Annotated in this window: 12 protein-coding genes; all 12 read left to right on the plus strand. The window is 70.1% G+C overall.

All coding sequences use genetic code 11. The features are described 5' to 3' along the window. Positions 1-22 precede the first annotated feature (22 nt). The 12 genes from C1A15_RS07625 to C1A15_RS07680 all read left to right on the plus strand — a co-directional run bounded on the left by C1A15_RS07625 (position 23) and on the right by C1A15_RS07680 (position 12,732). Positions 23-817 carry a nitroreductase family protein gene (locus C1A15_RS07625; RefSeq protein WP_101722002.1) on the plus strand — a complete coding sequence of 265 codons (795 nt, stop codon included), beginning with the start codon at positions 23-25 and terminating at the stop codon, positions 815-817. Between the two features lies 1 nt (position 818). Beyond that, positions 819-1,997, plus strand: a complete 1,179-nt coding sequence (locus tag C1A15_RS07630) for a winged helix DNA-binding domain-containing protein (RefSeq protein ID WP_101722003.1) — start codon at positions 819-821, stop codon at positions 1,995-1,997. Between the two features lie 323 nt (positions 1,998-2,320). Continuing rightward, the gene (locus tag C1A15_RS07635; protein ID WP_101722004.1) at positions 2,321-3,196 is read left to right on the plus strand and encodes a fumarate hydratase; all 876 of its coding nucleotides are present in this window, start codon (positions 2,321-2,323) and stop codon (positions 3,194-3,196) included. Next, a complete protein-coding gene (locus C1A15_RS07640) occupies positions 3,193-3,735 on the plus strand; it encodes a fumarate hydratase C-terminal domain-containing protein (RefSeq protein WP_101722005.1) in 543 nt (180 codons plus the stop codon). The genes C1A15_RS07635 and C1A15_RS07640 overlap by 4 nt, the downstream gene beginning before the upstream one ends. Positions 3,736-3,774: 39 nt before the next feature. Beyond that, the gene (gene tmk, locus C1A15_RS07645; protein WP_101722006.1) at positions 3,775-4,509 is read left to right on the plus strand and encodes a dTMP kinase; all 735 of its coding nucleotides are present in this window, start codon (positions 3,775-3,777) and stop codon (positions 4,507-4,509) included. 4 nt (positions 4,510-4,513) lie between these two features. Then, entirely contained in the window at positions 4,514-5,665 is a 1,152-nt protein-coding gene (gene holB, locus C1A15_RS07650) for a DNA polymerase III subunit delta' (protein WP_101722007.1), read from the plus strand. Then, a complete protein-coding gene (locus tag C1A15_RS07655; protein ID WP_101722008.1) occupies positions 5,643-7,211 on the plus strand; it encodes a regulatory iron-sulfur-containing complex subunit RicT in 1,569 nt (522 codons plus the stop codon). The genes holB and C1A15_RS07655 overlap by 23 nt, the downstream gene beginning before the upstream one ends. 39 nt (positions 7,212-7,250) lie before the next feature. Then, on the plus strand, positions 7,251-8,711 hold the full coding sequence (locus C1A15_RS07660; RefSeq protein WP_101722009.1) for a nicotinate phosphoribosyltransferase: 1,461 nt from the start codon (positions 7,251-7,253) through the stop codon (positions 8,709-8,711). A 61-nt stretch (positions 8,712-8,772) separates the two neighbouring features. Continuing rightward, entirely contained in the window at positions 8,773-9,675 is a 903-nt protein-coding gene (locus tag C1A15_RS07665) for a DegV family protein (RefSeq protein WP_101722010.1), read from the plus strand. Between the two features lie 57 nt (positions 9,676-9,732). After that, a complete protein-coding gene (locus C1A15_RS07670; RefSeq protein ID WP_101722011.1) occupies positions 9,733-10,662 on the plus strand; it encodes a DegV family protein in 930 nt (309 codons plus the stop codon). A 60-nt stretch (positions 10,663-10,722) separates the two neighbouring features. Further along, on the plus strand, positions 10,723-11,703 hold the full coding sequence (locus C1A15_RS07675; RefSeq protein WP_101722012.1) for an NAD(P)-binding domain-containing protein: 981 nt from the start codon (positions 10,723-10,725) through the stop codon (positions 11,701-11,703). A gap of 303 nt (positions 11,704-12,006) precedes the next feature. Continuing rightward, complete coding sequence (locus C1A15_RS07680) at positions 12,007-12,732, plus strand: radical SAM protein (protein WP_245864968.1); 726 nt, start codon at positions 12,007-12,009, stop codon at positions 12,730-12,732. Positions 12,733-13,549 lie beyond the last annotated feature (817 nt).

The raw sequence follows: 13,549 nt of genomic DNA on the forward strand, positions 1-13,549 counted from the left end.
AGATGTTTCAAGGGAGGCATCCATGCTGATCGAAATCGAAGAAGAACGCTGCATCGGGTGCGGACGGTGCGTCGCCGACTGCGTGGGAACGAACTTGCTGGTGGAGAACGGGATCGCGCGCGTGAAAGGCCGCTGTATCCTGTGCGGGCACTGCGTGGCCATCTGCCTGACGGCTGCCGTGTCGATCCCGAGCTTGGACATGGCTGACGTGGAGCCCGCCGCGCCCGCAAGCGAGACGCTCGACGCGGTCGCGCTGCTGCGCGCCATCAAGTCGCGCCGCAGCGTGCGCGACTACCGCCCGCGTCCGGTGGGGCGCGACGAGCTCGAGCTCGTGCTGCAAGCGGGCCGCTACACCGCGACGGCCAAGAACGCCCAAGGATGCCGCTTCGTCGTAGTGCAGGACGCGCTCGACGAGTTCAAGGGCCTCGTGTGGGACGGCATCGACGATCTGCTCGCCCTGCCGCCCTCCGACAAGCCGCGTTGGGCGAAGCTGTACAAGCCGTTCAGCCGCGGACGGTTCGCCGACGAGCCCGTCGACTTCCTCTTCCGCAACGCGCCCGCGGTCGTGTTCGTGGCCGCCGAGCGCGCCGACGACGCGGGGCTGGCCGCGCAGAACATGGAGCTCGTGGCCTCCTCGCTCGGCCTCGGCGTGCTGTACAACGGCTACCTATGCCGCGCGGCCGAAGAGCTTCCCGCAGCGAAGGCATTTCTCGAAGCGGAGGACAAGCCGCTGCAGGTGTGCATGCTGCTGGGGTACCCGGCCGTGTCGTTTCCGCGCACGGCGCCGCGCCTGCCGGGCGACTTCGTGGTGAAGTAGCATGCTGAGCGTAGGCGTCGACCAGGTACGACGGTTCCGATTGCGCGCGCATCACCTCGATCGCTCCTACGACGTGCGGGACGCCCTCGCGCTGGCGGGGGCGTGCGGGATGCAGAACACCCCGCCGGGCGCATGGGAGGCGGCCCTGTTCAACCGCGCGCCAACCTTCCGCGGGAAGGACGCCGAGCGCTTGCTGTACGGCGAGAAGTCGCTCGTGCAGGCCTGGAGCTTGCGCGGCGCCCCCGTCGTGTTCCCGGCGGCGGAGAGCGACGCGTTCCTCTCGGCCCTCGTGCCGCGCGACGGCGAGCCGTGGATATACACGAACGGCATCCGTCTCGCCCTCGATGCGCTGGGCATAGGGTTCGCCGAGGCGCTGGACCTGGTGAGGCGCGCGACGGCGCTGCTCGACGAGCGGTCCGTCGCGAGCAAGGCGGCCCTCGACCAGGTGCTGGCGGATGCGGTGGAGCCCCTGCTGCCTGAGGGTAAGCGCGCGGCGTGGCGGGAGCCGTCGATGTACGGCAGCCCCGACAGGCAGACGGTGGGCGGGGCGGCGGTGTCGTTCTTGCTGCGCCCCTGTTCCTTTCTCGGCCTCGTCGTGTTCGGCGAGCGCGACGGCGTCGCGCCCACGTTCACCTCGTACCGGCGTTGGCTGGGGCACGCGCTGGAGCCCGCCGACGACGCGGCGGAGCGCCTCGTGCGGAAGTTCGTGCACTGCTACGGCCCGACGAGGCCCGACGCGCTCGCGAAGCAGCTCGGCTGCTCGGGCGCGCAGGCGCGGCGCCTGTGGAAGCTTGTCGCGGACGAACTGGAGCCGGTGGGGTTCGGGGACGGGCGGGCGTGGGCGCTGGCCGCTGACCGCGATGCGCTCGCGTCTTCCGGGTGGCCGGAGCGCCGCCTGCTGCTGCTGGCTGCCCACGATCCGTACCTCGACCAGCGCGACCGCGCGACCCTGCAAGCCGATCGAGCCTTGCAGCGCCGCATCTGGCGGACGGTGGCGAATCCCGGCGTCGTCGTGCGCGATGGCGAGGCGGTGGGGGTCTGGACGAGCAAGAAGCAAGCGCGTGGCCTGACGATCTCGTGCGAGGTGTGGAGCCCCTGCGACGAGGCTCGGCTGCGCGCGCTCGCCGAGGAGTACGCCGCCTTCCGGGGGCAGCCGTTGCTGAGCGTGAGCTTCGGATAGGACGCGCCCCCTCCTGGATGCGGGCGTGCCGGCGAGATTCTGGCAAGTTCGTGCCGTTATGCGAGGGTTTTGCTCGCTGGAGAAGGGTCGTGTCGATGAGCGCCGTAAGAATTGCCTGGTCACGAGTCGGCACGCTAACTCTTTCCTCCATTGAGGAAAGCCAAAACAACGCGAACTTGCCAAGATTTCCCATGGAAGCGCATCGGGCGCTTCGGGTTCGACCGACGCGCGGCCGGTGCGGCGGGGCGCCCTGATCGCGCGCGATCCCGCTCCTGCAGGATGGACGGCATGAAGCGCCCGTGCTTGCGGTATAATCTCTCGCTATGGATACCATCATCACGAAATCACAGGTCGCAGACGCGGTGCGCGCGGCCATCCCGCAGCTTGCCTGCGTGCTGCCGGCCGACATCGAGGCCGGTCTCGCCGCCGCCCGGGCCGCCGAGGACAACCCGCGCGGCATCGCCGTGCTCGACCAGCTGCTGACGAACGCCTCGATCGCCGCCGAGGATCGCGTTCCCATCTGCCAGGATACCGGCACCGTGTGGGCGAGCCTCGAGATCGGACCGGACGTGCTCGTGCGCGGCGACGTGTTCGCCGACGTGGACGACGCGGTGGCCCGCGCGTACGACGAGGCGCGCCTGCGCAAATCGGTGGTGCGCAATGCCGTCTTCGACCGAGCGAATACGGGCGACAACACGCCGGCGTTCTGCGATATCCACCCGGTGGACGAGCCGGGCGCGGCGCGGCTGCACCTCATGCTGAAGGGCGGCGGCTCGGACAACGCGAGCCGCGTGGTCATGCTCGTGCCGGGCGCCGGCAAGCAGGGCATCGTGGACGAGCTCGTGCGCTGCGTGCGCGAAAAGGCCGCGAACGCCTGCCCGCCGCTCGTGGTGGGCATCGGGATCGGAAGCACGTTCGACAAGGTGGCCGGTCTGGCGAAGCGGGCGCTCATGCGGCCCGTGGACGAGCCGGCGGCCGATCCGCAGCTGCGCGCGCTCGAGGAGGAGCTGCTCGAGGCCGTGAACGCCACGGGCGTGGGCCCCGGCGGGCTCGGTGGGCGCACGACGGCGCTCGCCGTGCGCGTGGCGACCGCGCCGTGCCATATCGCGGCGCTGCCGCTCGCCATCAACATGGGCTGCAGCGCGATGCGAAGGGTTACGGTGGATTTGCGCGGCGAGGCCGAGGGGGGCGCGCGATGAACGATGAACCCATCCGCTTGACGCTGCCGCTCGACCGCGCGCAACTCGCGACGCTCGAGGCGGGCGACGCCTGCCTGCTCACGGGGCCGCTGTACACGCTGCGCGACGCGGGCCACGTGCGCCTCATGGCCGAGCTCGAGGCCGCGGGCGGAGAGCTGCCTTACGGCTTGGACGGCCAAGCCGTCTTCTACGCGGGCCCCACGCCCGCAGCCGCCGGCCGCCCGTTCGGCGCGGTCGGGCCCACCACGGCCAGCCGCATGGACTTCGCCGCGCCGGCGCTGCACCGCGCGGGCATCGCGGCCACGGTGGGCAAGGGGCGCCGCAGCGCCGAGGTGCGCGAGGCGTGCCGTGCCACGGGTTCCGTTTATTTCGTGGCATGCGGCGGGGCCGCGGCCTATCTGGCGAAGTGCGTGGCATCATCGGAGACGGTGGCGTACGACGATCTGGGAACCGAGGCGCTCCGCCGCATCGAGGTCGTGGAGTTCCCCGTGTTCGTCGGCGTCGACGTACGGGGCTGCGACGTGTACGACCTGGCGTAAGCCCCAGCACGCTTCAAGGGAGAAGGAACGGCCATACCCGTGACACACGATTTTTCTGATACGACCGATGCCCTGCGCGGCATCTTCATCACGTTCGAGGGCGGCGAGGGAGCCGGCAAGACGACGCATATCCGCTTCCTGTCCGAGGCGCTGCGCGCGCACGGCCGCGAGGTGCTGTGCCTGCGCGAGCCCGGCGGCACCGAGGTGGGCGAGCAGCTGCGCGCCGTCGTGCTGGACCCGGCGAACGACGGCATGTCTGACGAGGCCGAGCTGCTCATCTACGAAGCCGCTCGCGCGCAGCTGATGGCGCAGGTCATCGCGCCCGCGCTCGCGCGGGGAGCCGTGGTGCTGTGCGACCGCTTCACCGATTCGACGGTGGCGTACCAAGCTTACGGGCGGGGCTTGCCGCGCATGTTCGTCGATCGCGTCAACGAGTTCGCCTGCCAGGGCGTGCATCCCGACCGCACTATCCTCATGACCACGGGCGGCGAGGCGAACGTGGGCCTCGTGCGCGCGACGCATCGGGGCGGGGCCGATCGCCTGGAGCAGGCGGGCGAAACGTTCCACGCCCGCGTGAACGAGGCGTTCATGGAGATCGCCCGCCGCGATCCCGAGCGCGTGCGCGTGGTCGTCTCGAACGGCAGCAAGTCCTCGACGGCCGCGGCGGTGTTCGCCGAGTTGGCCGACCTGTTCCCCTGGATGGCGCAGGTCGTCGACGACGATCCCGCCTTCTTCGAGCGCCTCGACGTGAAGCGCTCGCAGGTGGAGGCTTAGGGCCATGGCCGACGCGTTCGAGAACATCCTCGGCCAGCCGCAGGTGCGCGAGTTCTTGCGCGCCACGGTGGCCCAGGACAAGGTGAGCCATGCCTACCTGTTCACCGGCCCGGCCGGGTCGAACAAGACGATGGCCGCCTACGCGTTCGCGCAGGCCGTGCTGTGCCCGAAGGGCGCTTCCGGCCCGCGCGGCGGCAACTGCGGCGCATGCGACGCCTGCCGCCGCATCATGCGCAAGAAGCATCCCGACGTCCGCTACTTCGCGCCCGAGGGCGCGGGCGGCTACCTGGTCGAGCAGATCCGCGACATCGTGTCCGATACGTCGCTCGCGCCCATCCAGGCGCACAAGAAGGTCTACATCCTCGACCGCGTGGACCTGTTGGGCGTCCAGGCCGCCAACGCGTTCCTCAAGACGCTCGAGGAGCCGCCCTCCGACGTGGTGCTCATCCTGCTCGCGCGCACGCGCGAGAGCGTGCTGCCCACCATCCTGTCGCGCTGCCAGGTGGTGCCGTTCCGCACCATCCCGGCCAGCGAGGCGGCCGGGATCATCGTGCAGAACACCGGCGCGTCGCGCGAGCAGGCGCGCATGGCCATCGAAGCCTGCGACGGCTCCATCACGCGCGCCGTGGAGTTCTTGAAGTCCAACGAGCGCATGGCGTTCCGCGCCCGCGTGCTGGAAGTGCTGGGCTACCTGCGCAAAGCCGACGATTGGGACGTCATCGGGTTCGCGAGCGACCTCGTGGTGCTCGTGAAGGCGCCGCTCGACGTGGCGCGCGCCGAGCAGGAGCAGGAGCTCGCCGAGAACGCGGACTTCCTCGCGAAGTCGGCCATCCGCCAGATCGAGGCGCGCAACAAGCGCCAGCTGACGGCCAAGACCTTCGAGTCGCTGCGCCAGCTCACGGCCATCGTGCGCTCGTGGCTGCGCGACGTCATGGCCGTGTGCGCCGAGACGCCCGAGCTCGTGATCAACGTTGACGCGCGCGCGTCCGTCATGGAGGCGGCCGAGGCCACCGACGAGGCCCGCGCTGCGGCCGCGCTCAAGGCCGTGCGCCGCTGCGACGAGGCGATCTCATATAATGTATCACCGGAAACGTGCATCGACGCGATGCTGTTCGAGATAAGAGAGGTGCTCTATGGTTCGCATAGCGCCGATTAACCTGTATTACAACCCCAAGACGCTCTGGTTCGACGCCGGGGACCTCGAGGTGCGCGCCGGCGACGGCGTGATCGTGACCACCGCCCGCGGCACCGAGTTCGGCCGTGCGGCCCATGACGTGTTCGAGGCCGACGAGGCCCAAGTCAAGAAGCTGAAAAGCCCGCTCAAGCCCGTCAAGCGCGTCGCGACGGACGAGGACGCGGCCCGCGCGGCCGAGCTGGAGGCCCTGTCGCGCGAAGCGCTTCCCGTGTTCAAGGAGATGGCGGCCGAGGCGAACGGCGACATGCACCCCGTGTCGGTGGAGTACCTGTTCGAGGGCGACAAGGCCATCTTCTACTTCGAGGCCGAGGAGCGCGTTGACTTCCGCGAGCTCGTGCGCAAGCTTGCCGCGCACTTCCACGTGCGCATCGACATGCGCCAGATCGGCGTGCGCGACGAGGCCCGCATGGTGGGCGGCCTGGGGCATTGCGGCCAGGAGCTGTGCTGCAAGCGCCTGGGCGGCGAGTTCTGTCCCGTGTCCATCCGCATGGCGAAGGAGCAGGACCTCTCGCTCAACCCGCAGAAGATCTCGGGCGTGTGCGGCCGTCTCATGTGCTGCTTGCGCTACGAGTTCGACGCGTACAAAGACTTCAAGAGCCGCGCGCCGAAACAGAACGCCACGGTGGAGACGCCCGACGGCCCCGCGAAGGTGGTCGACCTCGACGTGCCGCGCGAGATCGTGTCGCTCAAGATCATGGGCGAGAAGCCCGTGAAGGTGCCGCTGGCCGACTTCGACCCGCCCGAGGAGGGCTCGAACCGCCCGAACCGCGTGGGCGAGGAGGCCTGGCAGGACGCCACGACGGCCGATCCCATCGGCTCGCCGCTCGAGTCGACGCTGTTCGGCAACACCGCGCAACTGACCGGGCAGGACAAGCTGGCCGATCCGGGTTCGGTGCGCCGTACGGGCCGCGGGGGCCAGAAGGCGTCGAAGGGCGGCGGATCGAACGGCGGGCGCGGCGGCAACGGCAACGGCGGCGGTCAGAAGAACGGCGGGCGGCAGCAGGACGACGCGCAGGGCTCGAGCGCGCGCAAGCCGCGCAGGAGGCGCTCGACGAAGGTCGGCGGCGAGGGCGCCGCGCCCGAGGCGGCCGACGCGCAGAAACGCAAGCAGAAGCAGCAGGGCGGCTCGCCGAAGGGCGGGCAGGGCGGCGCGCAGCAGAAGCGCCGGTCGGGCCAGGGCGGCAACGGCGGCAACGGCAACGGCGGCGGCAAGAAGCAGCAGGGCCAGCGCCCGGGCGGCGAGGGCGCGAAGAAGCAGGGGCCGAAGGGCATGCAGCCCTCGAAGCCGCGTCCCGGCCAGAAGTCCTCGGGCCTGCGCCAGGGCCAGAAGCCGCAGTCGCGCCAGGACAAGGCGCCGCGCCCCGAGCGTTCGGGCGGCGCGAATCCCGAGGCCAACCGCACAGGGGACGGCGGGCACCGTCGCGCCCGTCGCCGCAGCCACAAGGCCGGCGGCTCGGAGGGCGCGGGTACGCCCGGCACGGGCGGCGCGGCCCCGAGCGGCGAATAACCGACGGATACCCGACGTTTGCGAGGAGGCTCATCGTCCATGAGGATCGACTACGCGTTGTTGACGGACCTGTACCAGCTCACGATGGCGCAGGGCTATTGGGAGACCGGCCAAGGCGACACGCAGGCCTGCTTCCACATGTACTTCCGCGACTACCCGTTCAAGGGCGGCTACGCCATCGCGTGCGGTATGGCGCAGCTGGCCGACCTCGTGGACGAGTTCTCGTTCTCCGAAGACGACGTGGCCTACCTCGCCTCGCTCGACGCCCCCGGCGGCGGCAAGCTGTTCAAGCCCGAGTTCCTCGACTACCTGCGCACGTTCAGGCTGCGCGTGGACATCGACGCGGTGCTCGAGGGCACCGTCGTGTTCCCGCATGAGCCGCTCGTGCGCGTGTGCGGCCCCATCATGGACTGCCAGCTCATCGAGACGGCGCTTCTGAACTGCGTCAACTTCGAGACGCTCATCGCCACGAAGGCGGCGCGCGTGTGCCTGGCCGCCCAGGCGCCCGTGGCCGAGTTCGGCCTGAGGCGCGCCCAGGGCGCGGGCGGCGGCCTGTGGGCCAGCCGCGCGGCCATCGTGGGCGGCTGCTCCTCCACGTCCAACGTGCTGGCGGGCAAGCTGTTCGACATCCCCGTGTCGGGCACGCACGCCCACTCGTGGGTCATGTCGTTTTCCGACGAGCTCACCGCGTTCCGCGCGTACGCCGAGGCGTTCCCGAAGAACTGCGTGCTGCTCGTCGACACCTACGACGTGGAGCAGGGCATCGAAAACGCCATCACGGTGGGCCTCGAGATGCGCGAGCGCGGCGAGCGCCTCGCGGGCATCCGCATCGATTCGGGCGACCTGTCGTGGCTCGCGCGCATGGCGCGCCGCATGCTGGACGAGGCCGGCCTGACCGATTGCGGCATCGTGCTGTCCAACGACTTGGACGAGTTCACCATCCAGTCCATTCGCGACGAGGGGGCGCAGGTGACCTCGTGGGGCGTGGGCACGAAGCTGGCCTGCGCCTACGACCAGCCCACGCTGGGCGGCGTGTACAAGCTGTCGGCCACGCGCGCGCCGGGGGAGGAGAGGTGGACCGACCGTCTGAAGATATCCGAGTCGGCCGCCAAGCTGACCACGCCCGGCGTTCTGGACGTGCGCCGCTACTTCTACTGCGGCAGCGGGCGCTTGGCCGGCGACATGGTGTTCGACGTGAACGCGCCGTGCGAGGGGCTGCGCGAGGTCATCGTGGACCCTTCCGACGACCTGCGGCAGAAGAACCTCGCGGGACTGTGCTCCGAGACGCTGCTCAAGCCGCTCGCACGCGACGGCGCCACGGTGCTCGATGCCTCCGAGCGCGACGCGTGGGCCGCGCGCGAACGCGCGCAGGCCGGGCTCGCCACGCTCGACGAGAGCCAGAAGCGCATGCTGAACGCCCATACCTACCCGGTGGGGCTCGAATATGGTCTTTTTGAGCGTCGCCGCGATCTGGTTGTGAAGCTGCGGGGCATCGCGTAGTGTACGAGGGTACGTCATCGATTTTCTCGGGGGCATGCGCCCCATGTCAAGGAAGGATGTCATGATCAAGATACTCACCGATTCGGTCGCTTCCATTCCCGCCGACGTGGCGCGCGAGGCCGGCATCGACGTGGTCACGCTGTTCGTGAACCGCGAGGGCACCGAGTACGCGGACGCCGAGATGGACCTCGACGAGTTCTACGCCGACATCTACGACATGGTGGACAACATCCCCACGTCCAGCCAGCCGTCCCAGCTCGTGCTGGAGAGCCTGTTCGAGGAGACGGCGAAGGCGGGCGACGAGGTGCTGGGCATCTTCATCTCGTCGGAGCTGTCCGGAACCTACGAGGGCGCCGTGCGCGCCGCCCGCGCCGTGAAGGCGCGCAACATCGACTTCTCCTACGTCATCATCGACTCCACCTCGTGCGGATACGACGAGGCGTGGCCGGTGTTCGATGCCGTCGCCGCGCGCGATGCGGGCGAGGATCTCGCCGGCTGCGCCGCCGCTGCGCTCGAGGGCGTGGCGTCCACCCGCTTCCTGTTCACGCCCGAGACGCTCACGTTCCTGCAACGGGGCGGGCGCATCGGCAACGCGGCCGCGCTCTTGGGCAACCTCATCCAGCTGGCTCCCGTGCTCACGGTGAGCGACGGCAAGGCCTCGACGTTCGCGAAAGTGCGCACGCGCAAGAAGGCGCTCGACAAGATCGTGTCGACGTTCAAGAGCGACGTCGAGCAGCACGGCTTGAAGCACGTCGTGGTGCACTACATCGGCGACAAGGCGCCGGCCGTCGAGTGGGCGCGCGAGGTCATCGAGCCGCTCATCGGGCGCTCGGTGAGCGTGCTGCCGGTGAGCCCCGTCATCGGCCTGCACGTGGGGCCGGCCGTGGGGATAGCCTACGAGTGCGCGAGCTCGTTGGCCGGCAAGCTCTCCGGCCCGGCTCAGGCGCGCGCCTGCGCGTCCTAGGCGTTCGCGCCCCGAACCGACACGTCTGCAAACCGCCCAGAAAGCGAGAACCCCTCTATGCAGCATCAGTGCAACCTCATCATCGATTCGTGCTGCGACCTGCCGCATGAGGTCGTCGATCGGGAAGGCGTCGAGCTCATCGAGTTCCCCTACGTCATGAGCGACGGGGAGCACGCCGACGATCTGTACCAAACCTCGACGGCGCACGACTTCTACCAGGCGATGCGCAACGGCGAAGAGCCCACCACGGCGCAGGTGCCCGTGCCCGTGTTCCGCGACGCGTTCGAGCGCGCCATCGAAAGCGGCGTGCCCACCGTGTTCCTCAGCTTCTCCAGCGGGCTGTCCGGCAGCTTCGACGCAGCCGCGCTCGTGCACGAGCAGCTGATGGCCGAGCACCCCGATGCCGAGCTGTACATCGTGGACACGTGCCTGGCCTCGGTGGCCGAGGCGCTGCTGGTGTACGAGGCGCTGCGGCAGCGCGACAACGGCATGACGGCGCTCGAGCTGGCGCGCTGGGCCGAGGAGGCGCGCTACTTCGTGGACGCCGAGTTCATGGTGGACGACCTCGAGGCGCTGCGCCGAGGGGGCCGCATCCCCAGCTCGGTGGCGTACGCGGGCTCGAAGCTGGACGTGAAGCCGCTGTTGACCATCACCACCGACGGCAAGCTGTCGCTGGCGGGCGTGGCGCGCGGGCGCAAGAAGGGCATCAAGCAGCTGGCCGAGTACTACAACAAGCGCAAGGCCGACTCGCGGCCGGGCCGCTGCGTGGTCATCGGCAACGCCGACTGCCCGAAGGACGCCGCGCGTTTGCAGGAAGCGCTCGGCAAAACCGACGACAGCATCCTGTTTCTGGAGAGCAGCATCGGGCCGGTCATCGGCAGCCACGTGGGGCCGGACATGATCGCGGTGGTGTTCTGGGGCAACGACAAGCGCGAGGAGCTGTCGGTTGCCGACCGCATCGCGAAGAAGGTCAAGGGCGGCGAATAGCCCGCACGCTCGCAGCGTGCCCGGCATATGGAATTCAGACGCATCGGGAAAGGTGCTTAGATGGAACTTTCGTTCGTATACTCCGGCAACGAGGGGGTGGGCGCCATGGTGACGGCCCGTCTCGAGGCCGCCGGCTGCACGCGCACCGAGGACGTTGCGCATGCCGAGGCCATCATCACGTACTGCACGTCGCAGACGGCGCTCGAGGACGCGTACTTCGACGAGGAAGGGCTCGTGCAGGCGGCGGGCAAGGGCGCGCTGCTCATCGACCTGTCGGCGTCGACGCCGAGCTTCGCGCGCGAGCTGAACGCCGTTGCCGTGGTGAGCGACCTCATGTCGGTGGAAGCGCCGCTCGTGGTGGTCGACGTGGCGCGCGCCGACGCGTTCGGCGACCGCGACAACCTCGTGTGCTTCGTCGGCGGAGACGAGGAGGCCGTGGACGAGGCGCGCCCCGTGCTCGAGGCGATCGCCGGCACGGTGCAGGACACGGGCGGGGCGGGCTCGGCGCAGCTCGCGCGCGCCGCGTACACGCTGCAGACGACGGCGCAGGTGATCTCGGCCGTGGAAGCCGACGCGCTGTACCGCGCCGTACGCCGCTCGTCGGCGTCGCTCGACCAGGCCGTTGAGCGCGTGGGCGCCGCGACGCCCGTGGCCGAGCAGGTGCTGGCCGCGGTGAACACGGGCCGCTTCGACGGCACGTACACGGTGGAGATGTTCATGGCCGAGCTGTCCGCCGCGCTGACGGCGGCCGACGACGTGGACCTCATCCTTCCGCAGGCCGAGGCGTGCCTGCACCTGCTGGAGCTGCTGGCCGTCATCGGCGGCGCCGACAAAGCGCCCTCGGCGCTGGCGCTCGTGTACGGCGAGGAGAAGGCGTGCGCCGAGCAGGGCCTCGACTGGACCCGCGCCGAGCAGGCCTACGGCGACGCGTCCGAAGGCTTCGAGGAGCTGGACGACGGCTGCGGGCACGACCACGACCACGGGCACGATCACGGCTCCTATCCCGACTATCCCGGCTACGGCGCGTACTCGGCCAACTGAGCCCATGGGCTGCGACCTGTGCCCGCGTTCGTGCGGGGCCGACCGGGCGGCGGGGGAGCGCGGCGCGTGCGGGGCCGATGATCGCCTCGTGGTTGCGCGCGCGGCGCTGCACTTCTGGGAGGAGCCTCCCATCAGCGGAGAGCGCGGCAGCGGCACGGTGTTCTTCGCGCATTGCCCGCTCAGGTGCGCGTACTGCCAGAACGCGGTGATCGCCGCAGGTGAGGCGGGCGAGGCGGTGAGCGTCGAGCGCCTCGNGTTGAGGGCGCCCTGCTCCTGCAGCTCGAGGCACATCGCGGCGAGGCGGTGAGCGTCGAGCGCCTCGCCGCGATGTGCCTCGAGCTGCAGGAGCAGGGCGCCCTCAACATCAACTTCGTCACGCCGACGCACTACGCCCCCGAGGCGCGCGCGGCCGTCGTCCTGGCGCGGGCCCGCGGGCTGGGGCTGCCCGTCGTGTGGAACACCTCCGGGTACGAGACGGTCGCCGCCGTGCGGGCGAACGCGGGCACGGTGGACGCGTACCTTACCGACTTCAAGTACGCCGATGCCGAGCTGGCGCGCCGCTACTCGCAGGCGCCCGACTACCCCGATGTCGCGCTCGCCGCGCTCGAGGCGATGGCGGAGGAGGCGGGGATGCCGACGTTCGACGAGGTCGATGTCGCGCCGCGCCTGACGGGCGGCGTCGTCGTGCGCCATCTCATGCTGCCGGGCGCGCTCGAGGACTCGAAGCGCGTCGTGCGGCTCGTGCACGAGCGCTTCGGCGATTCGGTGCTGCTGTCGCTCATGAACCAGTACACGCCCGTGCTGGCCGATGCGGCCGAAGCGGGCGACGCGCGCGCGTCCGCGACGCTGCGCCGCTGCCCCGAGCTTGCTCGACGCGTGCCCGACGAGGAGTACGAGCGCCTGCTGGACTTCGCCGACGAGCTGGGCGTCGGGGACTACTTCTGGCAGCAGGGCGGCGCCGCCGAGGACAGCTTCATCCCTCCGTTCGACCTGACCGGAGTTCGAGAGCCGAGCGGCGCACAGGGGTGAGCCGCCCGCCCGCGGAACGGGGACGAGTGCGGAGGGGCCTGCGCGCCGGACGGTTCGCGCGCCGACGGACCGTTGTCAGGCGAAGTCCCCGAGTTATGCACCCTCGGGAAGCCTCGCGCACGCCGCTGCGCGAAGGGAAAGGCTGCCGACCGGTTGAGCGCGCGGGCCTTGAGCCGCGGTCGTGCTTGAAGGTAGAACGAATGCTCTAACTCCCTCTTTGGCGCATAACGCCCGCCGACGGGCGCTATGCGGTTATGCCTTAAGCGCGCAATCGGGGCGAATGCGCCGAACAGGCGCCTTCCGCATGGGCCCGGAAACGGCTGAGCGGGGCGGCCCCCGTTGCGGCGCTCGCTCGCCGTGCCGGAACGGCGACGCTTTCCGCTCATGCGCGCTTTCGACAAGCGTTTCCGCACGCGCCGGTCCGATTCGATTGGCGAAAGCGCGCATGAGCGGGAACCGCCACGCCGGTTCCGAGAAGGGGGGGCGAGGGCGCGGCCCGTGGCGGTTTTCGACGGAAAAACGCCCTCGGACGGCCCCGTCCGAGGGCGTTTCCCGCGAGCCCTTCCCGCGGTGCCTCCGCGACCTGGGAGAATGGGGGACGGGCGGACGCCGGGGCGGGCGGGGAAGGCCCCCGAAGGCGTTTTACCGTCGAAAACCGCCGCGGACCCGGGTTCCTCGCGCAAACGGCGAAGCAGCGGGCGCATGCCGGATAGGACGAGGCGGGAACTTGGGCCCGCCCGGAAAAGCGCTCGGTCGGGCGTTGTGCGTCAAAGGGGGAGTCCGAACATATGTTCGCGGCGCATGNCTGCCGGCAGCG

It is taken from the genome of Eggerthella timonensis (assembly GCF_900184265.1).
Taxonomy (GTDB): Bacteria; Actinomycetota; Coriobacteriia; order Coriobacteriales; family Eggerthellaceae; genus Eggerthella; species Eggerthella timonensis.

What these genes read in the sequence shown, in the direction of transcription:
- C1A15_RS07635 (WP_101722004.1), top strand. Translation starts at nt 2,321, where the DNA reads ATGGATACCATCATCACGAAATCACAGGTCGCAGACGCGGTGCGCGCG.
- C1A15_RS07625 (WP_101722002.1), top strand. Translation starts at nt 23, where the DNA reads ATGCTGATCGAAATCGAAGAAGAACGCTGCATCGGGTGCGGACGGTGC.
- C1A15_RS07630 (WP_101722003.1), top strand. Translation starts at nt 819, where the DNA reads ATGCTGAGCGTAGGCGTCGACCAGGTACGACGGTTCCGATTGCGCGCG.
- C1A15_RS07660 (WP_101722009.1), top strand. Translation starts at nt 7,251, where the DNA reads ATGAGGATCGACTACGCGTTGTTGACGGACCTGTACCAGCTCACGATG.
- C1A15_RS07670 (WP_101722011.1), top strand. Translation starts at nt 9,733, where the DNA reads ATGCAGCATCAGTGCAACCTCATCATCGATTCGTGCTGCGACCTGCCG.
- C1A15_RS07655 (WP_101722008.1), top strand. Translation starts at nt 5,643, where the DNA reads ATGGTTCGCATAGCGCCGATTAACCTGTATTACAACCCCAAGACGCTC.
- C1A15_RS07665 (WP_101722010.1), top strand. Translation starts at nt 8,773, where the DNA reads ATGATCAAGATACTCACCGATTCGGTCGCTTCCATTCCCGCCGACGTG.
- C1A15_RS07640 (WP_101722005.1), top strand. Translation starts at nt 3,193, where the DNA reads ATGAACGATGAACCCATCCGCTTGACGCTGCCGCTCGACCGCGCGCAA.
- holB (WP_101722007.1), top strand. Translation starts at nt 4,514, where the DNA reads ATGGCCGACGCGTTCGAGAACATCCTCGGCCAGCCGCAGGTGCGCGAG.
- C1A15_RS07675 (WP_101722012.1), top strand. Translation starts at nt 10,723, where the DNA reads ATGGAACTTTCGTTCGTATACTCCGGCAACGAGGGGGTGGGCGCCATG.